Annotated in this window: 26 protein-coding genes; 17 read left to right on the top strand and 9 right to left on the bottom strand. The window is 35.8% G+C overall.

The window, feature by feature from the left end:
• Window positions 1–28: 28 nt before the first annotated feature.
• Window positions 29–418 (top strand): YlaH-like family protein, encoded by a 390-nt coding sequence (locus MHH85_RS15615; protein ID WP_227751998.1) that lies wholly within the window; start codon window positions 29–31, stop codon window positions 416–418.
• 102 nt (window positions 419–520) lie between these two features.
• On the opposite strand, the gene MHH85_RS15610 is transcribed toward MHH85_RS15615, so the two are convergent.
• Both MHH85_RS15610 and MHH85_RS15605 read right to left on the bottom strand, forming a co-directional pair.
• Complete coding sequence (locus MHH85_RS15610; protein ID WP_053417579.1) at window positions 521–724, bottom strand: YlaI family protein; 204 nt, start codon at window positions 722–724, stop codon at window positions 521–523.
• 14 nt (window positions 725–738) lie between these two features.
• Window positions 739–1,239 (bottom strand): peptidyl-prolyl cis-trans isomerase, encoded by a 501-nt coding sequence (locus MHH85_RS15605; protein ID WP_340707670.1) that lies wholly within the window; start codon window positions 1,237–1,239, stop codon window positions 739–741.
• 178 nt (window positions 1,240–1,417) lie between these two features.
• Here MHH85_RS15605 and MHH85_RS15600 point away from each other — a divergent pair, with 178 nt between their 5' ends.
• The 3 genes from MHH85_RS15600 to pyc all read left to right on the top strand — a co-directional run bounded on the left by MHH85_RS15600 (window position 1,418) and on the right by pyc (window position 6,379).
• Window positions 1,418–1,699, top strand: coding sequence for a YlaN family protein (locus MHH85_RS15600; protein ID WP_193738622.1), 282 nt, complete (start codon window positions 1,418–1,420; stop codon window positions 1,697–1,699).
• Between the two features lie 66 nt (window positions 1,700–1,765).
• The gene (locus MHH85_RS15595) at window positions 1,766–2,935 is read left to right on the top strand and encodes an FtsW/RodA/SpoVE family cell cycle protein (protein ID WP_193738623.1); all 1,170 of its coding nucleotides are present in this window, start codon (window positions 1,766–1,768) and stop codon (window positions 2,933–2,935) included.
• A 12-nt stretch (window positions 2,936–2,947) separates the two neighbouring features.
• Window positions 2,948–6,379: a pyruvate carboxylase gene (gene pyc / locus MHH85_RS15590; RefSeq protein WP_340707669.1), complete on the top strand. Its 3,432-nt coding sequence runs from the start codon at window positions 2,948–2,950 to the stop codon at window positions 6,377–6,379.
• Window positions 6,380–6,441: 62 nt separating this feature from the next.
• Here the strand turns inward: pyc and MHH85_RS15585 are convergent, their stop codons facing one another.
• Window positions 6,442–7,362 carry a COX15/CtaA family protein gene (locus MHH85_RS15585; RefSeq protein WP_193738625.1) on the bottom strand — a complete coding sequence of 307 codons (921 nt, stop codon included), beginning with the start codon at window positions 7,360–7,362 and terminating at the stop codon, window positions 6,442–6,444.
• A 324-nt stretch (window positions 7,363–7,686) separates the two neighbouring features.
• Between MHH85_RS15585 and cyoE the strand changes: the two genes are divergently transcribed.
• From cyoE to MHH85_RS15550, 7 genes are all read left to right on the top strand, one after another.
• The gene (gene cyoE / locus MHH85_RS15580) at window positions 7,687–8,604 is read left to right on the top strand and encodes a heme o synthase (protein ID WP_340707668.1); all 918 of its coding nucleotides are present in this window, start codon (window positions 7,687–7,689) and stop codon (window positions 8,602–8,604) included.
• 96 nt (window positions 8,605–8,700) lie between these two features.
• Window positions 8,701–9,786: a cytochrome c oxidase subunit II gene (gene coxB, locus MHH85_RS15575; protein ID WP_038183693.1), complete on the top strand. Its 1,086-nt coding sequence runs from the start codon at window positions 8,701–8,703 to the stop codon at window positions 9,784–9,786.
• A 34-nt stretch (window positions 9,787–9,820) separates the two neighbouring features.
• Entirely contained in the window at window positions 9,821–11,692 is a 1,872-nt protein-coding gene (gene ctaD, locus MHH85_RS15570) for a cytochrome c oxidase subunit I (protein WP_193738627.1), read from the top strand.
• Window positions 11,692–12,318 carry a cytochrome (ubi)quinol oxidase subunit III gene (locus MHH85_RS15565; protein WP_038183699.1) on the top strand — a complete coding sequence of 209 codons (627 nt, stop codon included), beginning with the start codon at window positions 11,692–11,694 and terminating at the stop codon, window positions 12,316–12,318. The genes ctaD and MHH85_RS15565 overlap by 1 nt, the downstream gene beginning before the upstream one ends.
• On the top strand, window positions 12,318–12,650 hold the full coding sequence (locus MHH85_RS15560) for a cytochrome C oxidase subunit IV family protein (protein ID WP_038183700.1): 333 nt from the start codon (window positions 12,318–12,320) through the stop codon (window positions 12,648–12,650). Before MHH85_RS15565 ends, MHH85_RS15560 begins: the two co-directional genes overlap by 1 nt.
• A gap of 627 nt (window positions 12,651–13,277) precedes the next feature.
• Complete coding sequence (gene ctaG, locus MHH85_RS15555) at window positions 13,278–14,198, top strand: cytochrome c oxidase assembly factor CtaG (protein ID WP_340707667.1); 921 nt, start codon at window positions 13,278–13,280, stop codon at window positions 14,196–14,198.
• 29 nt (window positions 14,199–14,227) lie between these two features.
• A complete protein-coding gene (locus MHH85_RS15550) occupies window positions 14,228–14,689 on the top strand; it encodes a DUF420 domain-containing protein (protein ID WP_053417569.1) in 462 nt (153 codons plus the stop codon).
• Window positions 14,690–14,734: 45 nt separating this feature from the next.
• On the opposite strand, the gene ytvI is transcribed toward MHH85_RS15550, so the two are convergent.
• Both ytvI and MHH85_RS15540 read right to left on the bottom strand, forming a co-directional pair.
• Window positions 14,735–15,790 carry a sporulation integral membrane protein YtvI gene (ytvI, locus tag MHH85_RS15545; protein WP_340707666.1) on the bottom strand — a complete coding sequence of 352 codons (1,056 nt, stop codon included), beginning with the start codon at window positions 15,788–15,790 and terminating at the stop codon, window positions 14,735–14,737.
• Between the two features lie 103 nt (window positions 15,791–15,893).
• Entirely contained in the window at window positions 15,894–16,259 is a 366-nt protein-coding gene (locus MHH85_RS15540) for a YugN family protein (RefSeq protein WP_193738632.1), read from the bottom strand.
• 146 nt (window positions 16,260–16,405) lie between these two features.
• On the opposite strand from MHH85_RS15540, the gene MHH85_RS15535 reads away from it, so the two are divergent.
• Entirely contained in the window at window positions 16,406–17,476 is a 1,071-nt protein-coding gene (locus tag MHH85_RS15535) for a CAP domain-containing protein (protein WP_193738633.1), read from the top strand.
• Here the strand turns inward: MHH85_RS15535 and MHH85_RS15530 are convergent.
• Window positions 17,443–18,243, bottom strand: coding sequence for an amino acid kinase family protein (locus MHH85_RS15530; protein WP_227751999.1), 801 nt, complete (start codon window positions 18,241–18,243; stop codon window positions 17,443–17,445). The two genes, MHH85_RS15535 and MHH85_RS15530, sit on opposite strands and share 34 nt — an antisense overlap.
• A gap of 87 nt (window positions 18,244–18,330) precedes the next feature.
• On the opposite strand from MHH85_RS15530, the gene MHH85_RS15525 reads away from it, so the two are divergent.
• The 3 genes from MHH85_RS15525 to MHH85_RS15515 all read left to right on the top strand — a co-directional run bounded on the left by MHH85_RS15525 (window position 18,331) and on the right by MHH85_RS15515 (window position 22,537).
• Complete coding sequence (locus MHH85_RS15525) at window positions 18,331–19,803, top strand: UDP-N-acetylmuramoyl-L-alanyl-D-glutamate--2,6-diaminopimelate ligase (RefSeq protein ID WP_340707665.1); 1,473 nt, start codon at window positions 18,331–18,333, stop codon at window positions 19,801–19,803.
• Between the two features lie 735 nt (window positions 19,804–20,538).
• The gene (locus tag MHH85_RS15520) at window positions 20,539–21,165 is read left to right on the top strand and encodes a LysE family transporter (RefSeq protein WP_193738635.1); all 627 of its coding nucleotides are present in this window, start codon (window positions 20,539–20,541) and stop codon (window positions 21,163–21,165) included.
• Between the two features lie 130 nt (window positions 21,166–21,295).
• Entirely contained in the window at window positions 21,296–22,537 is a 1,242-nt protein-coding gene (locus MHH85_RS15515) for an MFS transporter (RefSeq protein ID WP_340707664.1), read from the top strand.
• Window positions 22,538–22,603: 66 nt separating this feature from the next.
• Here the strand turns inward: MHH85_RS15515 and MHH85_RS15510 are convergent, their stop codons facing one another.
• The gene (locus MHH85_RS15510) at window positions 22,604–22,879 is read right to left on the bottom strand and encodes a YqhV family protein (protein WP_340707663.1); all 276 of its coding nucleotides are present in this window, start codon (window positions 22,877–22,879) and stop codon (window positions 22,604–22,606) included.
• Window positions 22,880–23,234: 355 nt separating this feature from the next.
• Between MHH85_RS15510 and MHH85_RS15505 the strand changes: the two genes are divergently transcribed.
• Window positions 23,235–23,681: a YlbF family regulator gene (locus MHH85_RS15505; RefSeq protein ID WP_193738638.1), complete on the top strand. Its 447-nt coding sequence runs from the start codon at window positions 23,235–23,237 to the stop codon at window positions 23,679–23,681.
• A gap of 55 nt (window positions 23,682–23,736) precedes the next feature.
• Here MHH85_RS15505 and MHH85_RS15500 read toward each other — a convergent pair whose 3' ends face one another.
• Window positions 23,737–24,636 (bottom strand): glycerophosphodiester phosphodiesterase, encoded by a 900-nt coding sequence (locus tag MHH85_RS15500; RefSeq protein WP_193738639.1) that lies wholly within the window; start codon window positions 24,634–24,636, stop codon window positions 23,737–23,739.
• A gap of 130 nt (window positions 24,637–24,766) precedes the next feature.
• On the opposite strand from MHH85_RS15500, the gene MHH85_RS15495 reads away from it, so the two are divergent.
• Window positions 24,767–25,039, top strand: coding sequence for a YlbG family protein (locus MHH85_RS15495; RefSeq protein ID WP_053417558.1), 273 nt, complete (start codon window positions 24,767–24,769; stop codon window positions 25,037–25,039).
• A gap of 80 nt (window positions 25,040–25,119) precedes the next feature.
• Here MHH85_RS15495 and MHH85_RS15490 read toward each other — a convergent pair whose 3' ends face one another.
• Window positions 25,120–25,509 carry a DUF7147 family protein gene (locus tag MHH85_RS15490; RefSeq protein WP_038183750.1) on the bottom strand — a complete coding sequence of 130 codons (390 nt, stop codon included), beginning with the start codon at window positions 25,507–25,509 and terminating at the stop codon, window positions 25,120–25,122.
• Between the last annotated feature and the right edge of the window lie 47 nt (window positions 25,510–25,556).

Below are 25,556 nucleotides of genomic sequence, written 5' to 3'. Positions count from 1 at the left end.
CATTCGCTAAACGAAAGGAAGGAAAGTCTTGGATATTAAATCCGGTTTTTTAAGTGAACTGAATTTTATTCAACTTGCCGCACCTGATGTATCAAATAATGATGCATTTGTATTTGATAAAATGTATCCGGTAGCCAAGTATGTTTATCAAACTGCATCTGATTTTAGTGTTGCTAGTAATATTTTGTTAGTGCTTATTTTTGCATTGTCGATTGTTGTTTACAATCTAGGATTCGCGAAAAAACTTAAGTTTTGGCAAAATATCGTTATTTATTTCTTCTTGTTTGTTGGCTGTATCTTTTTGACATTCTTTGCAACTTATTTACCTGTAGTAGAAGGATTATTGATTATCGCACTTGTGCTAATCATGTATAAAATTGGTCTGCGTAGAGATAAAAAAGCACAAACAGTGCAATAATGGTCTAGTAAATCACATGAAAAAGAGCAATTGAGAACAAGCTAGTAGCTGAATCTCAATTGCTCTTTTTATATTTTATTTAACCTATATTACAATGAATAACTAGAATTCATCTTCGACAAGTGAGTGTTTTTTTCTAAAGATAAATCGACCAGTTGCTAAACGGGCATTTGTTCTTTCTGAAATGCGATCATGACATATAGGGCACATATACGTATGGATAGGGCGATTTCGCAATTTTTTTGCTTCTGGTGAATAATCGGGTAATTCATTAATAGAATCGCAAATGACACACTTAACTCGCATCGTTTAAGTCCCTCCTATTCTACTCGAATTGCTACAAGACCTTTAATTGGGTTCTCTACATTTGAACCGTCACCGTTGAGTACATAAACAGGACCGTTATCAGTCAGCATTTTACCGTCTTGGCTATATTTTAAGATAAGGGACTCAGCATCTTCTATGGAGAAGTTATATTCAGAGCCATCTCGGCATTCTAGAATAACTGTAGTCGCACCATCTTTAATTTCTGCATTGTTTAGGAAGGGTCTTAATATGATACCGAATGTGCCGGTCATCATGTGTTTTTTCTCGAATTTTCGTTCGGATTTTAAAGTTGGTGGAAATGTTGCACCCTCCATAATTTCACGTGACCAGTGCTTACCTGCTTTTTCCATGTACTCTTCGTCAGCGTTTACAATTACTCGTTCTTCAGTAAAATATGTGTCTAGATCTAATTTACGATCATCAAAAATCCAAACAGTTGGATCTAATGTGATAGCAAAATTCACGGCACCTTTAATTTGAATGATAGATTCCATGTTAATTCCTCCTTGAATAGTACATTCCATATCTAAGTATACCGCTAATTTATGTAGTTAATAAAGAAATAAAATTGGTTACACGGTTTAAATAGTTATATACTTGCAATTTTACTGCGCAAAAGATAAACTTTATTAAGATAGAATAGAAGAAATATCAGGTAATGGGGGCGTCCTCATGGATACAAAATCGCAAAGTTCATATCAGGAGAAGGCATTGGAACTCCTTATTGCTGACGCAGATAAAATTGCTAAGCTTATTAGAGTACAGATGGAGCATTTAACAATGCCACAATGCCCACTATACGAAGAAGTTTTAGATACACAAATGTTTGGCTTATCACGCGAAATTGATTTTGCAGTTAAGTTAGGCTTGCTTGAACGTGAAAAGGGAAGAGGGATTCTTGATTCACTTGAAAAAGAATTATCTGTGTTGCATGATGCATTTACAGAGAAATAAGTAAAAAACTCAAACACGCTGTTGTTTGGGTTTTTTTGCTACAAGATGAGTAAAAGAGGTATTCGCATGAAAACATACTTAAAAAATTATTCAAGGAATTTCGATTATCCACTGTTTTTTACATATTTATTACTTTGTCTCTTTGGACTTGTTATGATTTATAGCGCAAGTATGGTATGGGCAGTGAATAAATTAGGATATAGCGCTGACTATTTTTATAAAAAGCAGATTATTAACCTATGTATTGGTGCTATTGCTTTTGCAGTTGGTGCTTTTATTCCATACAAAATTTATAAAGAAAATAAAGTACTTGTAGTGATGTTGAGTTTTATGTTCATTTCGCTCTTATCTGTTTACTTTTTTGGCTTTAGTCCAGGAAACTCTGGAGCAAAAAGTTGGATTAATCTGGGTTTTGCAAATATACAGCCATCTGAGTTTGTGAAGATTATTGTCATTTTGTATTTTTCTGCAGTATTTACGAAGAAATACGAAAAGGGAAAAATAGATAATATTAATGAATCTATCATTCCGCCTATTTTCGTTCTCTTTGCAGCGGCATTTATGGTCTTTCTTGAACCGGATTTAGGGGGTCTGATGATTATATTCTTTATCGCTATTTCAGTTATTGCAGCGAGTGGAATTAAATTTAAAACCTTTGGTAAAATTCTTGGTGTTTTAGGTGTTTGTATGGCAATTGCGCTAATTGGTATTTTCTTCATAAGAGATAGTTTTTTTACTGAAAAAAGAATGGGGCGGATTAACGCTTTCTTTAATCCTTTTGAGGACGAGCAGTTTTTTGGATATCAAATCGTGAACGGTTATTTAGCGATTGGTGCTGGAGGCATTAAAGGATTAGGTATAGGTCAATCTGTACAAAAAATGGGTTATTTACCAGAGCCACAAACAGACTTTATTTTAGCGATTATCGCAGAAGAATTGGGCACATTAGGGGTCGCAATTGTTTTAGGTGGTTTAGGCTTTATAGTTATTCGAGCATTGCTTATTGCCTTACGAACAAAGGATCCAATGGCAAGAATGATAGCAGCTGGTATTGCTAGTATGATAGGGTTCCAAACGTTTATAAATGTCGGCGGATTAACAGGGATTATACCGTTAACTGGTGTTCCGCTACCCTTTATTAGTTATGGCGGAACTTCGATAATTTTGTTATCTTTAGCTATGGGGATTCTCATAAATGTCTCCATGTTTGTTAAAAGGGAAAGGAATAAAGTCTAGGGGGTAAGGGAAATGGCAATTAAAAAAATTCTAGTGGCAAACCGTGGTGAAATAGCAATTCGCGTGTTTCGAGCGTGTACAGAGTTAAATATTACAACAGTAGCAATCTATTCGAGAGAGGATAGTGGCTCGTATCACCGTTACAAAGCTGATGAAGCGTATCTTGTTGGTGATGGTAAGAAGCCTATAGATGCATACTTAGATATAGAAGGAATCTTAGCGATAGCAAAAGATGCAGGAGTGGACGCAATCCACCCCGGTTATGGTTTTTTATCTGAAAACTTAGATTTTGCTAAACGTTGTGAAGAAGAGGGAGTTACTTTCATCGGTCCAACTTCTAATCATTTAGATATGTTTGGTGACAAAGTAAAAGCTCGTGAACAAGCTGTCGCAGCTAATATTCCAGTAATTCCTGGAACAGATGGACCTGTTGCATCTATTGATGAGGTGCTAGCGTTTGGTGAGCAGCATGGCTACCCGTTAATGATAAAAGCTGCCCTTGGTGGTGGAGGACGCGGTATGCGCGTTGTACACTCTGCTGATGATGCTTTAGAAGCTTATGATAGAGCCAAGTCAGAAGCAAAAGCTGCATTTGGATCTGATGAAGTGTATGTAGAGAAATTTGTAGACAAGCCAAAGCATATTGAAGTACAAATTTTAGGAGACAAAGAAGGCAATATTGTTCATCTATATGAACGTGATTGTTCTATTCAACGTCGTCATCAAAAGGTTGTTGAAATTGCACCTTCGAACTCAATTTCTCCTGAATTACGTGAAGAAATTTGCCAGGCTGCAATAAAATTAATGAAAAATGTGTCCTACATAAATGCAGGGACTGTAGAATTTTTAGTAGCGGGTAACCAATTTTATTTCATCGAAGTAAATCCTCGTATCCAAGTTGAGCATACGATTACAGAGATGGTAACTGGGATTGATATTGTACATGCACAAATTAAAATTGCAGAAGGTTTATCTTTACATAGTGAAGAAATTGGCATTCCTGAGCAATCACAAATCCCACTTTTCGGATTTGCTATTCAATCGCGTGTAACGACTGAAGATCCGTTAAATAATTTCATGCCTGACACTGGAAAATTGATGGTTTATCGTTCAGGTGGAGGTTTTGGAGTACGCTTAGATGCTGGTAACGGCTTCCAAGGTGCAGTTATTTCACCATATTATGATTCATTACTTGTTAAAGTTTCAACTTGGGGAATGACATTTAAAGAAGCAGCAGCTAAGATGGATCGAAATCTACAAGAATTCCGTATTCGTGGTATTAAAACGAATATTCCGTTTTTAGAAAATGTTGTTCGTCATCCGAATTTTATAGATGGTAATTTTAATACAAGTTTCATAGATACAACGCAAGAACTATTTTTATTCTCTCCACGTAAAGACCGTGGTACAAAACTATTAAGTTATATCGGGAATGTTACGGTTAATGGTTTCCCTGGAATTGAGTATCAACAGAAGCCAATTTTCTCGAAACCCCATAAACCAGATATTAAAATTGTACAATCAATTCCAGCTGGTACGAAACAAATCTTAGATGAACGTGGCCCTGAAGGTCTTGTTCAATGGATTAAAGAGCAAGATGATGTATTGTTAACAGATACGACTATGCGTGATGCACATCAATCATTGTTGGCGACTCGTGTACGCTCACGTGATATGTTCAATATTGCAGATGAAACAGCACAAATTATGCATAATTTCTTCTCACTAGAGATGTGGGGTGGTGCAACCTTTGACGTTGCATATCGTTTCTTAAAAGAGGACCCATGGGATCGATTAATTAAATTACGTGAAAAAATGCCAAACGTGCTATTCCAAATGCTATTGCGTGGTGCGAACGCAGTAGGTTATAAAAACTATTCAGATAACATTATTAGAGAGTTTATCTCAAAATCTTCAGATGCGGGAATTGATGTTTTCCGTATTTTCGACAGTTTGAACTGGATTAAAGGAATGGAAGTAGCCATTGATGCAACAAGACAGTCGGGTAAGATTGCAGAAGCAGCTATTTGTTACACAGGAGATATCCTAGATGACTCTAGAGCAAAATATACAGTGCAATACTATAAAGACATGGCGAAAGAATTAGAGGCTGCTGGGGCCCATATTTTAGCTATTAAAGATATGGCAGGCTTATTAAAGCCAGAAGCAGCTTATCGTTTAATTTCTGAATTAAAAGCATCGACAGATTTACCAATTCATTTGCATACACATGATACAAGTGGCAATGGTATCTATTTATATGCTAAAGCAATTGAAGCAGGTGTTGATATTATTGATACAGCGCTAGGCTCAATGGCAGGTCTAACATCGCAACCAAGTGCTAATTCACTTTACTATGCGATGAAGGGTAGCAAACGACAAGTAAGAGCGGACATTGACGGTCTAGAAAAACTTTCATATTACTGGGAAGATATTCGAAAATATTATAGCGACTTTGAAAGTGGCATGAATAGCCCACATTCTGAAATATACGTTCATGAGATGCCAGGAGGTCAATATAGTAACTTACAGCAGCAAGCTAAAGGTGTCGGGCTAGGCGACCGTTGGGAAGAAGTGAAAAGTATGTATTCCCGCGTAAACTTGCTATTTGGAGATGTTGTTAAAGTAACACCTTCTTCAAAAGTAGTAGGTGATATGGCTTTGTTCATGGTTCAAAATGATTTAGATGAAGAAACAGTCATTGAACGTGGTAAAACAATCGATTTCCCAGACTCAGTAATTGAATTCTTCCAAGGTTATTTAGGACAACCATATGGTGGATTCCCAGAGGAATTACAAAAAGTTATTTTAAAAGATCGTGAAGCGATCACTGTAAGACCGGGAGAATTATTAGAGCCAATAGATTTAAAAGAACTTCGCGATGAATTATTTAAAAAATATAGTCGTCCAATAACAAGTCATGAAGTACTTGCGACAGCTTTATATCCAAAAGTCTTCGAAGATTACATGAAGACAGTAGATATGTTTGGAGATGTATCGGTATTAGATACGCCAACATTCTTATATGGTTTAAGACTGGGTGAAGAGATTGAAGTTGAGATAGAAAAAGGTAAAACACTTATCATTAAGCTAGTATCCATTGGAGAAGCTCAATATGATGGTACACGTGTCCTTTACTTTGAATTAAACGGTCAACCTCGTGAAATTATTATTCAAGATATGACAGTTGAGGTAGATGGAGATCGTAAAGCGAAAGCAGACCCTGCAAATCCAGATCAAATTGGTGCAACAATGCCAGGTACAGTATTGAAAGTAGCTATTTCTAAAGGTAGCCCAGTAAAACGTGGTGAGCATTTGCTGATTACAGAAGCTATGAAAATGGAAACGACTGTTCAAGCACCGAAGGACGGCGTTATTAAAGAAATTTATGTAGCTGCTGGAGACGCAATTTCAACAGGTGATTTACTAATTGAAATGGAATAACTAGCAAAAAAACACGCCTTTGCATTTGCAAAGGCGTGTTTTATATTGTTTATTTAAAATTCTTAGTTACTTTTTTGATTTTGTCGACTTCTAGATAATAATAGAATCATATAGCACAATAAACCAAATAAAAGTGTGATTAATAGTGAATGTAGTAATGCTAATAAGATATTTAAGCGAGAAAGTACTACAGCCATACCCGCTAATACTTGAAGAGAAACTATTATTAGTGCAATAATCCAACCCCAATAGAGGACACGTTGTTCTTTATAATGTTTAATAGCATGAATTGCAATGAATAAAATCCAAACGAAGATTAATCCAGCTGCAAAACGATGGCCCATTTGAACCCACTCATAGAAATTAGCAGGTAATCCAATGTCTTTGTTATTACATAATGGCCAATCTGGACAAATTAAGCTCGCATTTGTATGACGTACTAAGGCACCTGTATATACTACGAGATAAGAATAGATTGTAACACCTATTGTATGTCTCTTTAGTGTATTGCCAATAATGACCTTGTCCGCATCAAATTTTTGGTCAACTTCGAAAATAATTAATGTGAGTAAGAGTACTGCTGCAAATGAAATAAGTGATATACCAAAATGAAGCGCTAATATAAAATCGCCTTGTCCCCATAAAACTTGAGCAGCACCGATTAAAGCTTGCGCAATCAAGAAGAATAATGCCATGAAAGATAAGAATTTCACTTCACGAATATGTCCTAATACTCTCCAAGCCCAAACTGTCAAAATCAAAATAAGAAATGACACGGCTCCAGTAACGACACGATGGGAAAATTCGATCAACACTTCTGTAGTTATTTCTTTTGGTATTAGAGAACCGTTACAATCAGGCCAGTTTCTACCACAGCCCATACCACTATCAGTTTTTGTGACGAGTGCTCCGCCCAGTAAAATGAGCAACATTCCAATTGTTGCAGCAACTGCAAACCATTTCATGTATTTACTATATTGCATAATTGCCACCTACTTTATATATAGTAATCACCTTTTGAAAGGTGGTACCTGCCTTTCTGATGATAGCGAAAATAGGACCAAAAAACAACTTGTATAGAATATTGTCAATCTAAAGAGAAAACGATTTCACAAATTGTTCATAATTTCGTACAAGAACCTTCACAATTAAAACAAGAAAATGATTTACTATAGATATGTTGTGTCAGAGAAACTGGTTCCATCAACCCTTCGACATGAAATTTCACTTTCTGTCTAGAAATCAACGCTATTTTTCGTTATAGTAGGGTTAACGGAATATGCTTATCAATCGAAAGGAGGGGTAATATGTCAAATGGTCGTATATTGTCTGCTAATGGAAACTCGGAACCTGAAACAAGTTCGCTAGTAAAAGATTTTTTTGCACTTATCAAAATTGGTATTGTTAATTCCAATTTAGTTACTACTTTTACAGGACTTTGGTTGGCCTTTCAATTCGCTGATAAACATTTTTTACATGAATTGAATATCATGTTCTTTACTTTAGTAGGTGCGGCATTCATTATTGCAGGATCTGGAGCGATGAATAATTATATTGATCTAGATATTGATCCAATAATGAAACGGACAAAGTCAAGACCGACAGTTACTGGTAGATTTAAACCGAGCCTTGTACTGACAATCGCTCTCTCTCTTTTAATTGTAGGTGAATTTTTGTTATTTATGGCATCTTTTGCTGCCGGTGTGTGGGGACTTGCAGGCATATTATGTTATGTAGTCTTGTACTCCATGTGGTCAAAGAGAAGGCATGTAAGTAATACCGTTGTAGGAAGTATCTCAGGAGCTATTCCACCACTAATCGGCTGGGCTTCTGTTGAACCATCACTTGGTTCTGGTGCGTTGGCACTATTTTTGATAATGTTTGTATGGCAACCACCGCATTTTTATGCACTTGCTATGAAACGTACTGAAGAATATAGAGCAGCCAATATTCCAATGCTTCCAGTTGTTAAAGGCTTTGCAAGAACTAAACGTTCAATGTTAGTATGGGTATTATTGTTATTCCCACTACCATTCTTACTTATGAAGCTCGGAATAGGATTTATTATTCTCGCAACAGTATTGAACCTTGGGTGGTTTGCACTTGCTTTAACAGGTTTTAAAGCGACAGATGATATAAAATGGGCGAATAAGATGTTTATTTATTCATTAAATTATATGACTATTTTATTTGTTTCAATGATTATTTTCTCTGTCTTTGCCTAACTTTGGGATTCTTTCTTTAAAGGAATTCATATAGAATGAACCACAGTCCTAGTTACACATGTAAATACAACAAAGAAAGAGGGGTTTAATTAAGCTATGATGAAAGGGCTTAAAAAATGGCGTCTATTCGGATTGTTAGCAGCACTAACGATTTTCCTTTCAGGTTGTGGCGAAGAGTATTTATCAACGTTAACTCCAGCGGGTCAAGTTGGTAAAGATCAATACAATCTACTGCTATTATCTACTGCAATTATGACGTTTGTTATTATCGTAGTGGTTATCATCTACGTGCTTGCTATTGTTAAGTTCCGACGTAAAAAAGTTGGAGAAAATACAATTCCAAAACAAGTAGAAGGTAGTCATACACTAGAAATTATTTGGACAGCAATTCCAATCGTTTTATTATTAATCTTAGCTGTACCTACTGTAAGTTTAACTTACAAATTCGCTGATACTAAAGCGATGGAAGCGAAAGACGCTGACGGTAACGCGAAAGCGGTTACTGTAAACGTTACTGCTAAATTATATTGGTGGGAATTCGAATACCCTGAACAAGGTATCGTAACTTCTCAAGAATTAGTAGTACCAACAGGTCAGAAAGTGTACTTCAATTTAAAAGCTGCTGATGTAAAACACTCATTCTGGATTCCAGCTATCGGTGGTAAAATGGATACAAACGTTGATAACATCAACAAATTCTATTTGACATTTGATAAAGAATCAGACGGTTTGAAAGACGGAGTATTCTATGGTAAATGTGCTGAACTTTGTGGTCCTTCTCATGCTTTAATGGATTTCAAAGTTAAAACATTAAGCCAAGATAACTTCGACAATTGGGTTGATAACATGCAAGCTACTAAAGGGAAAACAGCTGATAAAAAATCAACTGATTTAGGTGAACAAGTATTCGCTAATAGTTGTATTTCATGTCACGCAGTTTCTGGTGAAGGTACTGGAGGCGGAGTTGCACCTAACTTAGCTGCATTTGGAGATCGTAACCGTGTTGCAGGTTTCCTTGAACACTCAGAAGATGGTATTAAAGACTGGATTAAAAACTCACAAGAGCTTAAACCAGGAAACATAATGCCAGAAGAAAAAGCTTTAAATAATGGTAAAGAATTCACAGATGAAGAGCTTGATGCTTTAGCCGCATACTTAATGGGTCTATCTGTAGAAAAATAATTTGATTTAAATCATATTGAGGGAGGTTAAAGTTGTGAGCTCAACTGCAAAGAAAAAGGGCTTTGGCGCAACTATTTGGGACTACTTAACAACAGTAGACCATAAAAAAATCGCCATTCTTTACCTTATTGCCGGTACGTTCTTCTTCGTAGTCGGTGGTATAGAAGCAATGCTTATTCGTATCCAACTAGCAAAACCAGATAATGATTTTGTGAGTGCGGGTCTTTTCAATGAAATTATTACAATGCATGGTACAACAATGATATTCTTAGCTGCAATGCCATTGTTATTTGCATTTATGAACGCCGCTGTACCACTACAAATTGGTGCACGTGATGTTGCTTTCCCATTCCTAAACTCTTTAGGTTTTTGGTTATTCTTATTTGGTGGTATTTTCTTAAACCTTTCATGGTTCTTAGGTGGAGCTCCTGATGCAGGTTGGACTTCTTATGCATCATTATCTCTAGCATCACCAGGTCATGGTATTGATTTTTATGCTTTAGGTTTACAAATTTCAGGTGCGGGTACACTAATCGCGGGGATTAACTTCCTTGTAACGATTATTAACATGCGTGCACCAGGTATGACATATATGCGTATGCCATTATTCACATGGACTACATTTGTAGCGTCTGCTTTAATTTTATTCGCATTCCCTCCACTTACTGTGGGATTATTCTTCATGATTTTCGACCGTATGTTCGATGCTAACTTCTTTGATCATATTAATGGTGGTAATACAGTTATCTGGGAGCACTTATTCTGGATCTTTGGTCACCCTGAAGTATATATCTTAGTACTTCCTGCATTCGGTTTATTCTCTGAGATTTTCGCGACATTCGCAAGAAAACGCTTATTCGGTTACTCTTCAATGGTATTTGCGACTATCTTAATCGGTTTCTTAGGCTTCATGGTATGGGCTCACCATATGTTTACTGTAGGTCTTGGACCAACTGCAAACGCAATCTTCGCAGTAGCAACAATGGCGATTGCTGTTCCAACAGGTATGAAAGTATTTAACTGGTTATTAACAATTTGGGGCGGTAACATTAAAGTTACGACACCTATGCTTTATGCATTAGGTTTCATCCCATCATTCGTAGCTGGTGGGGTAACAGGGGTAATGCAAGCATCTGCACCTCTTGATTACCAACTACATGATTCTTACTTCATCGTAGCTCACTTCCACTACGTTATCGTTGGTGGTATCGTATTAGCGTTATTTGCTTCAGCACATTATTACTGGCCTTTAATGTTCAATCAAATGTTAAATGAAACTCTTGGTAAGATTACATTCGTATTCTTCTTTGTTGGGTTCCACTGTACATTCTTTGTTCAACATTTCTTAGGCTTAATGGGTATGCCACGCCGTGTGTTCACATTCATGGGCGGACAAGGTTGGGACCAATTCAACTTAATTAGTACGGTTGGTGCTTTCTTAATGGCAATCGGTGTTATTTTACTAGTAGTAAACGTAATTATCACTGCTATTAAAAACGAACCAGCAGGACGCGATCCATGGAAAGATGGTCGTACTCTTGAGTGGGCTATTCCGCAACCAGTACCATATTATAACTTTAAACAAACTCCACTTGTTCGTGGATTAGATACTTTTTGGATTGAAAAAATGGAAGGAAACAAAGAGGGTATGACATATGCTGAACCAATTTCAGATATCCATATGCCAAACAACTCATTCATTCCATTTATGATTTCACTTGGTTTATTCGTTGCAGCATTTGGTGCACTTTATCACCAAGATGCAGATAAAACTTGGTCAATTCCAGTATTAATTATTGGTTTAGCGATTACATTCGCTTCAATGATTGTTCGTTCTCTAAAAGATGATTTAGGTTATCATATTCATAAAGAGGAATTAATGAATGAAAAAGGGGGTAAACACTAATGGATTTAAATAAGAAATTTACCCCACAATCTTGGCCAGCACATCCCGAGAACTCTACACTTGAAGGGAAAAACAAAACACTTGGTTTTTGGATTTTCCTTGGTGGTGAAACAGTTTTATTCGCTACTTTATTTGCGACTTTCTTAGCGCTAAAAAATAAAGGGCCAGCTGGAATGGAATTCTCAACTCAAAGTCTTTTTGAGTTACCACTTGCTTTCATTATGACGATGTTACTTTTAACTTCTTCATTAACAAGTGTTTATGCTATGTATCATATGAAAAACTATAATTTCAAAGCAATGCAAGCTTGGTTAATCGTTACTGTTTTATTAGGATTAGGATTCCTTGGTCTTGAAATTTATGAGTTCTATCACTATGTACACCTTGGCTTTACATTTACTCAAAGTGCATTCGGTTCTTCATTCTACACTTTAGTAGGTACTCACGGATTGCACGTAATTCTAGGTTTAGCTTGGTTTATCCTGTTAATGCTACGTAACTCTAAACGTGGCTTAAACCTTTATAATGCGCCTAAGTACTACTTAGCTTCATTATACTGGCACTTTATCGACGTAGTTTGGGTATTCATCTTCACTGTAGTTTACTTGATGGGAGTGTTGGGCTAATGTCACATGACGTTGAAGCACGTACAAGAAGTAAACACGAGTATGAATATGCTCGTAAACGCGCAAACCAAGGTATGCGTAATCAAGTAACAGTATTTGCGATTATGATTTTCTTAACATTCATCGCATTTGCTGCAGTTCAAGCAGGAATGTCTGCTTACTTAGTTGCACCGCTTATTTTATTATTTGCGGCTGTACAAGTAGCGCTACAATTGTATTACTTTATGCACTGGAGCGAAAAAGGTCATGGAATGGCACAATTCTTCATGTACTCTGCTGCATTCATCGCTTTTACAATGATTCTTGCTTTTGTAACAATCATTTGGTGGTAAGAACCAGAGCAAAAAAACCGAGTCTATTACAGGCTCGGTTTTTTGCTTTTTTGCTAGATAGTGTTAAGGATGGAAGATGCAATCAAACTTTATGTATTAAATTCTCGAATTGTTTTTTCTCACGGTCAAAGTAAGAAGAGATGACTTTAGTTTGCAACATCCAGTGCTTGTCGAGGGCCCACAGGATGTGGGTCACGTAACCGTTGCGGCAGGACGCCGCGAACTTAGGTTACGTTCCATAAGCGAGATATCCAGCTTTGCGCGTTAGCGGCTCGAGGTCACTTCCACTTTCTCGGTCAAAAGCTGGAAAGATGCTTTTGATTCGAAAGTTTCAGTGCTTGTCGAGGGCCCACAGGATGTGGGTCACGTAACCGTTGCGGCAGGACGCCGCGAACTTAGGTTACGTTCCATAAGCGAGATATCCAGCTTTGCGCGTTAGCGGCTCGAGGTCACTTCCATTTTCTCGGTCAAAGTCTGAAAAGATGACTTTGATTCGAAAATTCCAGTGCTTGTCACCGCTGAACGAACGTGCAAAGCATTTAATAATAAATTGTCATGATTCGTTCATTGAAGTTCGTGGGGCTGGGACTTATAATGGAGGTATTGAGACTAAAGGAGCGAAATACTATGCCTCTAAGTATATTTGGATTTCAAGCAATGTGGAGCCCTTATTTAATAGGCGTCATTTTGTTTTTAACTGTACTATATTTTCTTATTACTGTTAAATGGAGAACGGACTTCAAAGAGAGTGAACCTTTGAAGAAACGAGAGGCGATCAATTTCGTAATCAGTATGATATTGCTATATATTGTTATGGGTTCGCCAGTCGATTTAATGGCTCATATTATGTTTACAATGCATATGGTGCAAATGGCTTTACTACTTTTATTAATACCGATTTTCTTGATTCAAGGGATTCCAAATTGGTTATGGAAGTATGTCATTGAATTACCTTATATCAAACCTGTATTTCATTTTATGACTAAGCCCATGTTTGCTTTAGCATTTTTCGTTGCATTATTCTCTTTTTATCATATTCCAATGGTTTTGGACTATATAAAACTAAATGAAACGATGCATGGATTGTATACATTACTTCTGTTTGTATCAGCGTTATTTATGTACTGGCCTCTTATTAATTCTGTAGAGGGACAACCTCGTATGAAGGATTTACACAAAGTTGGTTATATTATCGGGAATGCGGTTCTTATCACGCCTGCTTGTGCGTTAATTATTTTTGCTTCATCGCCATTCTATGCTACATATACAGATGGTGAATTGTGGATGAAAGCAATGGAATTATGTGTGCCTGTATCAACATTAGCAGGACTATCATTATCGGGACCAGAATTATTTACTAATATGGACCCTATGTACGATCAACAGCTAGGCGGAATCATTATGAAAATTATTCAAGAAATTATCTTTGCAGCTGTATTAGGTAAAGTATTTGTTAAATGGTATCGTAATGAACAAGAGAACGCGGAAGAAATTACGCAAAAAGCTTTATTGGAAAGACAACAATTAAATGCTAATCAGTATAATTAATACCAAAAAGATTGTTAGGAGAAAAACGCATGAATGTACCTATTTTACCTACAATTAGTACAACTTTTATTGCATTAAGTGCTATCTTAGTAGCAATTGGTTGGGCACTAATTAAACAAAGAAAAATTGAAGCGCATAAGAAAACCATGATTGCAGCTGCAATATCTGCAATGTTATTCTTTATTATTTACGTATCACGTACTGTATTTATTGGTAATACAGCATTTGGTGGACCAGATAATTTGAAAATTTATTATACAATTTTCCTTGTATTCCATATTTGCTTGGCAACTACAGGTGCCGTTTTCGGTATCGTAACGTTATTAGCAGGATTCAAAAATAACCTTGTACGTCATCGTAAAATTGGACCGATTACAAGTGTGATTTGGTTCTTCACAGCCATTACAGGCGTAGCAGTATATATATTACTTTATGTATTATACAAAGGTGGAGAAACAACTTCAGTTATTAAAGCTATTTTAAGTCAGTAAAGATAAAAAGCTGTTCCCTTATTATTATTTAGGGGAACAGCTTTTTTATTTGATAAATTTGCTTAGTAATCCAGCTTCCTTAGCTGTTATAAATACCATGACAATTAATGGACCTATAAAAAAACCTAAGAACCCAAATAATTGTAAGCCGATATACATACTAATTAATGTAGCAAGTGGAGGTAATCCGATTTGAGCACTCATAACCTTCGTCTCTAATATTTGGCGAAGAATAATAATGACAATCGCTAATGCTGCCAACTTGATACCCATTGCCATTTGATCAGTAAGCATAGCGTAGATCGCCCAAGGAGCTAATATAACAATGGCACCTAATATAGGTAGTAAATCGACAAACCAGATGATTAAAGCCATAATAATGGCGTATTTAGGAATGATGAATAGTAAAGCGCAAAAAGTAACAACTAAAACACATAAGCTAACGATTATTTCAGCTTTAATATAACCAAATAATACAATATGGAGTTTTTGAAAAAGTACTTTCCACTTTTCAGCCTTATTTTGAGAAATATATGAGTTAAACTTTTTTTTGAGTTTCGGCATTTCAGACATAAATAAAAATAAAGCAAACATATAAACAAGTAAATTGAGTAAAAAAAACGGTAGCTTAGATACGATCATTTTTAACCTATCATAGTTAAAGAATTCGATAAATGAGGATTGAAGTCTTTCAATGACTCTGTCAATACCAAGTTGAATTTCAGTAATTACTTCAATAGGTAGATCGTGAGTGATCTTTGCTAATCGATTTTGAAGATTCATCCAAGAGGCGGTTAATTGGTCGAAAAGTTCAGGAGCTATTTTTGATAAATGAGAGACTTGAGTGATAGCATTTGTGATGGCGAAGTACAGGATACTTGATAATACGATTAAAAAGAGAGAGAATATAATGATGACTGAAAATCGTCTGGATTTAATCCATTTTCGCTGTAGAAGTTGTATAAGTGGCTCAAGTAACAGAGCGGTCACAAGAGATAGTAAAATAGGTATAGATGCTGGAATCAAAATGTATAATAGTAATAAGACTATAATAGTTAGTAAGATTTTTTTTAATATACTAAAAAAACTGGATTTAGCCAATCAAATCACCTATCTTTTAAATTTACGCTCATAGTATGGATAAATTTCTAATTTTTATCCAATAAAAAAAGTGCTGAAAGATACCAGCACTTAAATAAAACTATTAAGCATGAATTTCAAATGATTTAATTTGTTTTTCAAGAGATTTTAAAATTTCTTGGCAAGATTTTACTAGATGGGCAGGGAATACTTCACCTTCACCATATTCTACACCGTGTGGGAAGTAGTGTTTACCAAGAGCTGGTTTTAATAGTGTAATCATTGCATCATTAGCGCCGATGTCACCTTCTTTTGTGAAACCGAATACACGTAGGTAGAATGTACCTTCACGTACATCAAAGCGTCTGTCCCAAGTTACGCGTTCGTAGTCCCAGCCTGTAGCACGGATTAAACCATGTTCGCGCATAAGATCATCAAGAAGTGTAATGTCAGCTAAAGTGTTTTCAAGTCCTGTATTTTCGAAATACATAAATTTCGTCCTCCTTTGACTCATCGTACCATATATACGTTCCATTTTATAATAGAGCAAAAATGCATCGGTTGCAATGGCAACATTGTGAATACATCACGGCAATTGGTATAATAAAATAACTAAACAAATTGGGGAGAGGCCATGTGAAAGCGTTATTTCGAATATTAATTATATTAGCAGCTATATTAGTTGTTTTCTTCTATACAAATCAGTCCGTAAAGGAAAATGAACTATTAACAGCTCCAAATTCACAAGGAAAAGTAATACCTAATCAAGATGTTCCAAATGTGAATGATAAGGCAATACCTAGACCGAAAGATGGACTATCCTCATTAGTAGGAAAGTCTACTAATGCATTAGAAAAATTAAAAGGCAAGCCAAGCCGAGTAGAACCGTCTGCTTATGGTTATGAGTGGTGGGTATACGATGAGGGTTATGATGATTATTTAATGGTTGGTGTAGAGGGACGTAAAGTAACACAAGTGTATATTGCCGGTGTTAATGGTGAAGCTACACCTTTTAAAATAGGTCAGTCTTTAGATGATATATATCGTTCTACTATTATTGATACAGAAGTCAATGTACAAATTGAAGAAAATATTTACACTTTTATTTTAGATGAAGAAGATATGAAAACACGTATTTTAACGATGTATGATGGTTTATATGCTCAAATGTATTTTGATGCGAAAGATCGAACCTTACAGGCAGTACGCTTCATTGATGGAGAAACACTAGTGAAACAGCAGCCTTATGATATGACATATGTGGGCGACATGATTACACCAAACGTACCTTCATCTTATTTACAAGTTGAAATAGATTTAGCGAATCAGCGACAACTTTTTGATTTGACGAACGTTTATCGGACTCAAAAAGGGTTGCCAGCTTTAAACGCAGCAATTGATTTAAATAGTATTGCTCAAAGTCATGCTGCAAGTTTAGCGCTTGGCAATTTTTCAAAAGAGGGCGTTCAGCCAGATACTTTAAAAGAGCGATTAAAAAATGCAGTTGTTAATTTTGATATGGCAGCAGAAAATATAGCGGAGGATTACCTAGATGCTCCCGAAGCAATTAATGGATTACTTAATTCAGAGAAACACCGAGACACATTATTAAATGAAGACTATAATCAGCTCGGATCGGGTGCTTTTGGTAAACACTTTTCACAGGTGTTTATTCAAAGTATAGATAGTATATCGGATGAGCCATGATGAATAGCAGGTATGATTAGTGTTCCTTGATCCATAGAAAAAGTATTTCGAATATGCAGTGTGAGATGGTGTTTTTCTGCCGTCTCCGCTGCTTTTTTTTGCACTATTGGATGGCTATCATTGAGTAACTCGTGGAATTCGGGATACGTTAATTTCGAAATTAATTCTGCGTTAGCATTAATTTTAGGATTGTAGGTCATAACTCCAGGAACGTCTTTATAGTATTCAATAAATTGTGCCTTCAAGGCAGCTCCAAGTAGCGCCGCGGTTAAATCACTACCGCCACGTCCTAACGTAGTAATATCTCCCTCTGCAGTGGAACCTTGAAAACCTGGGACGATGACGCAAGAAGTCTCGCTTAAAGCTTTTTCAATGGCTGTTGTGTGAACAGCATGGATTTCTGCATCACCAAAGTTATCGGATGTTTCAATACCAATCCCTTGACCATACAACAAAGTATTATCGATACCACTTTGTTCTAATTCAGCTGAAATGACTGCTGCTGCAATCATCTCGCCACATGCTGCAACGAGGTCTTTAGATTTAGAATCGTTTTTAAAAGCGCTTGTTAAGGTTAACAAGGTGTCAGTGGCATAAGCATCACCACCGCGGCCCATAGCTGAAACAACGATAACTGCCTTTTCAAATTTATGAATAGCCTTACGTATATGAAGGATGCAATGTTTACGCGAAGCTTCGGATTGCATTGCGATTCCACCAAACTTTTGAATAATCATAGTGAATACTCCCATCTTTCTTCGTGTCATTTTGTGCACTCTCTTCATACGATACAAGTGAATAGCGGATTGTAATAATGTATTCGATGATGTTAAAAACGTGCAGGAGGAAAGCAGTTGATCTTAGCAGAGCTTATTAAGGATTGGCCTTGTGAAGTACAGGGCGGCTCGATACGTGTAGAAATTAGTGGAATAACTGATGTTGCAGAACAAATCCAGCCAGGTAATATTTTCGTTGCAAGGAAAGGAAAACAGCATAATGGTTGGCACTTTGTTTCCGAAGCAGTGGAAAAAGGGGCAGTAGCCATTGTGTATGATCAAGACCAGCCAATTGAACATTCAGAAGTGCCTCATGTTTGGGTACCTGATTGTTCAACATTTTTATCCTATGCATGTAAAGCTGTTGTAGGGGATAAAATTGAGTTATTGACTGTCATTGGGGTGACCGGAACAAATGGCAAGACAACTGTAACGCATTTTATTGGGCAGATATTACAAAAGCTTGGAGCTAAAGTAGCTGTACTTGGCACATTAGGATTATGGATAAATGGTGAGCGTCAGGATCAGAATACATCCTCTATGACCACACCACCTCCAACCTATTTGTACCCGATTTTTGCGCAATGCGTAGACTTGGGCGTGAAGTATATTATTATAGAAGCATCTTCTTTAGGATTGTCGCAACATCGATTAGATCATTGCCCAATTGACTATGGTGTATATTTAAATATGAGTAGAGACCATTATGATGAACATGGTAGTAAGGAAAAGTATGAATTAGCCAAGAGAAAATTGGCTACTTTTGCAAATAAAATAATCGTTAATGCTGACGATCCATTCTGTTTAAATATGAAACAGCATCATGTAAGATCCTTTACTTTTGGTCGACATCGAACCGCGGACATTAGCGTCATTCATAAAGAGATAAATGGTACTTCCACCGTTTTACTTGTGCAGTATTTGGAAAATCCAGTTGAACTAACGATGCCATTTGTAGGAGAGCACCACCAACAAAATGTATTAGCAGCAGTGGCAACTGTACAACAACTTGGATATTCGCTTCAAATCATTGCTCCAAGTATTCCTTATCTCACATTGCCTTCAGGAAGACAACAAGAAGTAGAGAATGATCTTGGTATACGAATCATCGTTGACTACGCTCATACACCGAGTGCTCTTGTAGCGGTTTTACAATCTCTTAAATTAATATCTAAAAAGAAATTAATAGTTGTTTTTGGCTGTGGGGGAGATCGGGATCAAGGAAAACGTCGTGAAATGGGGAAAGTAGCAGATAGTTATGCTCATAAAATATGGTTAACAAGTGACAATCCCCGTAGAGAACAAGCGGATATGATCATTGCTCAAATTGCACAGGGCATTGATCTGACACCATATGCAATTAAAATTAATCGAAAACAAGCGATTGAAAGTGCAATAGCTGAAGCTAATCCTGGGGATACTGTTTTAATCGCGGGAAAGGGGCATGAAACGACTCAAATAATTGGTAATGAAGTCGTCCCATTCTCAGATTATGAAATTGCTAAAGAATATATAAAACTATTAAAAATGCGGCTCAATGACGAAAAATGATCCAGTTATGAATGCGGTATGTTAGCCAACTTCCTTTTCAATCGAAAATTAGAGTACCATAGTACGATTACCTTGATAAATAGATTTAGTTTTGCAATTAATATATTTTGATAGAGGTTTTCACATAATATAATGTTAAATTATTCGTATCTACAAGGTAATCATCTGCTACAACGTAATTGGAGCATGTTTCTATACAAGTTTATCAATAGTAGTTGCTATGATATTAACATTTGGTAGGATAGTAAGTGAAATTGGAAAAGAAATCGTTCTAATACTACTATGTCATGTGCTTTGGAAGCATGAAATGTGAAGTAATTTGCAACTCGCATATTGAAAAACTCCTTGAATAAATAATAGTAAGATCCTATTTTTACAGAATACTCCACATTTCTTAATGTAATAAACGTAGAAATCAGACGTATTCGGCTTTACTGAAATTTATTTAGTTTGACCTAGATCTAGAAGTACCTGAAATTATTTATAGGAAAACCTCAATGTATTTAAAATAACAAGTATCATGACGGAGGATGAAAATTGACATCCTTCGTTTTTTTATTGTCTAGTAAATATTTTGGAAAATGGATTTATTAATGATAATGACGAAAAAACCTTTAATAAAAAAATATTAGAGCTAGGTTTAATTATACTTAGAATTTTCTTTTTTAAAATTGTCGTACAAGTAATGCGCCTTGAATATGATGCAAAGACACTATTATATCGGAGGGGTATTTCATGAATTCCATAGTTCCCTACTTCTTTTTAGGGGTATCTTTAGCCACACCAATTGGCCCTGTTAAAGCAACTTTATTAAATACAGGTATTAAAAATGGATTTTTCCATGCTTGGTTTTTTGGGCTTGGTGCAATCGTCACCGATATTTTATATATGGTCATGGTGTACTTTGGCATTGGGCACTTTATAGAAATACCTTTTATAAAAACGCTACTTTGGTCATTCGGTTTTTTCGTACTTATGTACACAGGGATTGAAAACCTACTTACATTACATACTATTGAGATGGATTCAAAATTTGGAAAAGTGGTTCGTTTAAGACATTCATTATTATCAGGTTTTTTAATGGCATTGTTAAATCCATTAACAATCCTTTTTTGGTTAGGTATATATGGATCGGTCCTTGTAGGAGGAGCGGGAACATTATCAGGGGTAGAAATAATTCTTTATAGTGCATTCATATTACTGGGCATTTCTTTAGTCGATTTAATAATGGCCACTATATCAGGTGGTTCACGGAAAATATTATCGACATCATTTTTAAGAATCATTTCCGTCATTTCTTCTTTATCGATGATTGGATTTGGTATTTATTTTGGTATTCAAGCTTACCATTCAATTTTTTAATTTGTCTAGATGTTCACAACACTCTTTTCCTTAATATACATAATGTATATCCAAACGAATAAAAAAAATAAGCAAGGAAATCATACCTTTAATAATTGAAAATAATCTAACAGTTAATAGAGGTGTGTGGATGGGGAATGTTGGTAATCGTAAAGACAATGTCAGCCTCTGGTGTATAATCAGTTTGGCCTCAATTCCATTAGTTATGACACTTGGGAATTCTATGTTAATTCCAGTGTTACCGATTTTGGAGAAAAATGTAGGGATTTCTTCTTTTCAATCAAGTATGATTATCACCAGTTATTCAGTAGCGGCAATTATTCTCATTCCAGTTGCAGGCTACTTATCTGATCGTTTTGGGAGAAAAATGGTCATTTTACCGAGTTTAATCTTAGCGTTAATCGGTGGTCTAATAGCTGGTATAGCCTCTTGGAAAATGGAAAATCCGTATATGGGTATTATAATTGGAAGAATTTTACAAGGTGCGGGTGCGTCAGGTGCTATGCCGATAGTATTACCTCTAGTAGGTGACTTATATAAAGATGATGATGAAAAAACAAGTTCCTGTTTAGGAATCATTGAAACCTCAAATACGTTCGGAAAAGTATTAAGTCCAATTCTAGGTTCATTGTTTGCAGCTTTTATATGGTTTTTACCTTTCTTCTCTATATCTGCTTTTAGCTTAATCTCAATCGTACTAATTTTCTTCTTTGTGAAAGTACCTAAAGAAAAAGATGAACCAGTAAAACTAAAAGAATTTTTGAACAATGTTAAAAACACATTTAAGCAAGAGGGAAAGTGGTTATTCACCGTATTTCTAAACGGGGCATTTGTTATGCTTATTTTGTTTGGGGCATTATTTTTTTTATCTGAAAATCTTGAAAAAACACACGATATTAAAGGTATTAAAAAAGGATTTGTGTTAGCCATTCCTTTAATGATGCTCTGTATAGCATCTTTTATTACTGGCAGGAAGATAAAAGGTGATATGAAGCTCATTAAGAAGCTAATGATTATCTGTTTAATTGTCCTTTCTATTAGTGTTGTGTTTGTTGGATATACAGCAGAAAAGTTGGTTCTATTGTTAGTAGTGACCAGTATTGTGGGTATTGCAATCGGAGCAATATTACCAGTGTTAGATGCTATCATTACTGAAAATATTCGGAAAGAGGAGAGAGGTACTGTCACTTCTTTTTATAGTTCAGCCAGATTTATCGGTGTTGCAGCAGGCCCACCTGTTATGTCACTGGTTATGGAGAAATATCTAAATATGAGTTATATTTCAGCAGGTGTAATAGGGCTTATTATCTTGTTTTTAGTATTTAAGTTCATTCAAATTGATAAAATCGGGCAAAAAAATAGTGCCACATAATAAAAAGGAGCGATCAGTTAATTTAGCTGAATCGTTCCTTTTTTTGAATATACATGATGTTTTTACTTACTTAGAATTCAAACTGAAAAGGATGAGGAAAATTCCTGAGAATAGGCAAACCATTTTGAGTAATGAAACCTTTTCGGCTAAGCCGAATAATCCAATACCAGTTGTAACAATTAAAACAGTAGGTCCAACTAATGCTAGGAGAGTATTAATATAAAATGCTTTTTCTAAATCGTTGAACTTAAACATAAACAGTGCTGCTGTCACCTCAATACTCCCTGAACATAGTCTTAATAAAATCATTAAAAGAAGAGCTTTTTCGATAAAAATGACCACCTTATTTTTTCATATTCAATGTAAGTAGATAATTTAGCTCGTACAGAAGTAGTGAAAACTGGATTAAGAGAAATATGTAAATTTAGTTTATTGGTAACTATCATTTTGGCTTTTTTATAGTGTATGTATGCTTTTCCACTATTATCAATAAGTCATGCTTTTTGATAAGATAGTTGCAACAGTTAATAAATGGGATGATTTGTTTATGTTTTTAGTGCAGTTATGCAAAGGGGATATATGGTTTGATTTGAAGAAAAAAATAAGGAATTTTAAGTGAATAACTTTTTTTTCAATCGCTAACTTAACAATCAAACAATAAATCTGTTATGATATTAATGGAATGGAGGAATGAAATATGATGATGACTTCTGAGTGGGCACAAATCCTTGATGAAGTAGATGTCCTGAGTAAAATGATACGATCCTCCAAAGAAATAGCAACGTTGCAGCATGCCTACAACAGTGTTTATTCCGATGTTGAACTTGTAGAAGAAATTGCTTCATTCCAACGGATGAAAGAGCAATACGAAGATGTTCAACGTTTTGGGAAGTATCATCCGGATTACCAAACAATAATGAAATCGATCCGTTTGCAAAAACGTAAACTCGATTTAAACGATAAAATAGCAGCCCTGAAAGTTGCCGAAAATGATTATCAAGATTTATTAGATGAAATCAGTTTGTTAATCGGCAAAACGGTATCAGAGGCTGTAAAAGTGCCTGTTAGTAACCCGTTCTTAAACTCTAGCTCATCATGTGGTTCGGGTTGTGGAACTGGCGGTAGTTGTTCTTGTTCAGCATAAGAAAAAGACTTATACGAATTTCGTATAAGTCTTTCTTTTTTTGTATATAACTCTGTTATTCATTTAATAGTTCAACTGCTAAATCAGGACGATCAGTAACAATACCTTTTGCACCTACTGCGAGTAATTGCTCCATTGTTGATACGTCGTTGATTGTCCAATAATGTACTGGAATATTCAAGTTTTCTAAGAAACGTATAAACCTAGCATTATCTAAAGCAAAAACACCAAATTTCGATGGAATTTGGAATACGTCAACTTTTGGATGATATAGATGGCTGAATTGACTAGTGAAAGAAGTATAAGCCTTTTTAACTTCACCCTGTCCAGCACCTAAAGCAACCTTATTTTGAGCATAAAGATTGAATCGATCGATTTGTTCGTCGAAGAAGCTTGTCACCACAACACGATTTTCGACACCTAGCTCTTCGATTAAACGCCAAAGTTTTGAAGGCATTAATCCTCCCTCATATGTATCTGGCGCATCTTTCATATCAATATTTACAAGCATTTGAGGAAATTCTTCTAACAATGAACGTAATGTAACAATTGATTGTTTATCCTCTCGGTATGGTAAGTAACCATCCAAATCAACAAAATTATAGCCAAAGTTTAATAACTGTAATTCTTCTAAAGTTAAATCTGCTACGCGACCTGATCCGTCACAAGTACGATCTACGTACTCATCATGGAAAACAACGATTTCTTCATCTTTTGTTAAACGAATATCGATTTCGAAGCCATGAACACCGAGTTCTGCTGCTTTACGGAATGCAGCCATCGTATGTTCTGGTGCTAAATGTGAGCCGCCACGATGTGCAAGTACAATAGGTTGGTCATATTGTAATGCATCTTTATCGCTTCGTTTTTGAGGTTTTGAAAGAGCTTTTGAACCTGCCCATGCTGCTGCGCTTGCCGCTGCAATTGCGATTGCAACTTTCGTTTTCTTTCCCATTATAGTCCTCCTCTAAATGCAGACTTCTAATTTTATTATAACGGATAAACCATATCTCTGTCAGCTAAACTTGGTTGCGATTGAATTCCAAGCTATGGTATTCTTGTTTGTAAGAAAAGAGGGAATCCATATGAAAGACCGACAAGGCCTGATTGTGTATGTCCATCATTTAAAACAAGCAAAATCTTTGCGAAGATATGGACATGTACACTATATTTCAAGAAAATTAAAATATGTTGTACTTTATTGTGATCAAGATGAAATTGAAGCGACGATGGCCAAAATGATACGACTTCCGTATGTTAAAAATGCTGTGCCCTCATATCGTCCTTTTGTATCAACTGAGTTTGAAAATGCGAAACCTGATAAGGCAAAAGAATACGATTATAAAACTGATTTATAAAACTTTGGTTATATTTGTCGATAAAAAGAACATCCAGTATATTGTTGTCAAACTGAATGGAAATTGATGAAACGTATCAGTTAGTACATGGATGGGATATAATGATTGAGACGCATAATACCAATAAGATATTGGTAATAGAGAGTACTTTCTGCAAATTCAGATGAGTGTTTTACGTTTAACGTAATTGCTTGTCTGCCGATTTCAGTTATTTTATTTTCGAATAGTTGAACTCGTTTAGAAGGCTTTGTTTGTGAATGCGAAATACCTTCTCTACAAATATAAAGTGGTGTAAATTTACTTTCACCAACTGGATTAAAAGCTACTGCAAGAGAAGCTACACTTTTGCCGTTATGTTCAGATACAAGTATGAAGGCATTACGATAGCGATGCTGATTTGTTTCTGCAAGTTCGCATAGTTCAAAAACGTCACCAAAACCTTTGCCGAGTTCAATAAATTGTTGAATCATTGTTCGTACACATCCTTTCCTAACACATAGTATCATGATGCAGGAGG

Origin of the sequence: Viridibacillus sp. FSL E2-0187 (genome assembly GCF_038006425.1) — a bacterium.
Classification (GTDB): Bacteria; Bacillota; Bacilli; order Bacillales_A; family Planococcaceae; genus Viridibacillus; species Viridibacillus arvi.
Note: the sequence above shows the minus strand (reverse complement) of the source record. Positions and strands in the feature narration are given on the sequence as shown.

What these genes read in the sequence shown, in the direction of transcription:
- MHH85_RS15610 (WP_053417579.1), bottom strand. Translation starts at nt 724, where the DNA reads ATGCGAGTTAAGTGTGTCATTTGCGATTCTATTAATGAATTACCCGAT.
- MHH85_RS15605 (WP_340707670.1), bottom strand. Translation starts at nt 1,239, where the DNA reads ATGGAATCTATCATTCAAATTAAAGGTGCCGTGAATTTTGCTATCACA.
- MHH85_RS15600 (WP_193738622.1), top strand. Translation starts at nt 1,418, where the DNA reads ATGGATACAAAATCGCAAAGTTCATATCAGGAGAAGGCATTGGAACTC.
- MHH85_RS15595 (WP_193738623.1), top strand. Translation starts at nt 1,766, where the DNA reads ATGAAAACATACTTAAAAAATTATTCAAGGAATTTCGATTATCCACTG.
- pyc (WP_340707669.1), top strand. Translation starts at nt 2,948, where the DNA reads ATGGCAATTAAAAAAATTCTAGTGGCAAACCGTGGTGAAATAGCAATT.
- MHH85_RS15585 (WP_193738625.1), bottom strand. Translation starts at nt 7,362, where the DNA reads ATGCAATATAGTAAATACATGAAATGGTTTGCAGTTGCTGCAACAATT.
- cyoE (WP_340707668.1), top strand. Translation starts at nt 7,687, where the DNA reads ATGTCAAATGGTCGTATATTGTCTGCTAATGGAAACTCGGAACCTGAA.
- coxB (WP_038183693.1), top strand. Translation starts at nt 8,701, where the DNA reads ATGATGAAAGGGCTTAAAAAATGGCGTCTATTCGGATTGTTAGCAGCA.
- MHH85_RS15565 (WP_038183699.1), top strand. Translation starts at nt 11,692, where the DNA reads ATGGATTTAAATAAGAAATTTACCCCACAATCTTGGCCAGCACATCCC.
- MHH85_RS15560 (WP_038183700.1), top strand. Translation starts at nt 12,318, where the DNA reads ATGTCACATGACGTTGAAGCACGTACAAGAAGTAAACACGAGTATGAA.
- ctaG (WP_340707667.1), top strand. Translation starts at nt 13,278, where the DNA reads ATGCCTCTAAGTATATTTGGATTTCAAGCAATGTGGAGCCCTTATTTA.
- MHH85_RS15550 (WP_053417569.1), top strand. Translation starts at nt 14,228, where the DNA reads ATGAATGTACCTATTTTACCTACAATTAGTACAACTTTTATTGCATTA.
- MHH85_RS15540 (WP_193738632.1), bottom strand. Translation starts at nt 16,259, where the DNA reads ATGTATTTCGAAAATACAGGACTTGAAAACACTTTAGCTGACATTACA.
- MHH85_RS15530 (WP_227751999.1), bottom strand. Translation starts at nt 18,243, where the DNA reads ATGACACGAAGAAAGATGGGAGTATTCACTATGATTATTCAAAAGTTT.
- MHH85_RS15520 (WP_193738635.1), top strand. Translation starts at nt 20,539, where the DNA reads ATGAATTCCATAGTTCCCTACTTCTTTTTAGGGGTATCTTTAGCCACA.
- MHH85_RS15515 (WP_340707664.1), top strand. Translation starts at nt 21,296, where the DNA reads ATGGGGAATGTTGGTAATCGTAAAGACAATGTCAGCCTCTGGTGTATA.
- MHH85_RS15505 (WP_193738638.1), top strand. Translation starts at nt 23,235, where the DNA reads ATGATGATGACTTCTGAGTGGGCACAAATCCTTGATGAAGTAGATGTC.
- MHH85_RS15500 (WP_193738639.1), bottom strand. Translation starts at nt 24,636, where the DNA reads ATGGGAAAGAAAACGAAAGTTGCAATCGCAATTGCAGCGGCAAGCGCA.
- MHH85_RS15495 (WP_053417558.1), top strand. Translation starts at nt 24,767, where the DNA reads ATGAAAGACCGACAAGGCCTGATTGTGTATGTCCATCATTTAAAACAA.
- MHH85_RS15490 (WP_038183750.1), bottom strand. Translation starts at nt 25,509, where the DNA reads ATGATTCAACAATTTATTGAACTCGGCAAAGGTTTTGGTGACGTTTTT.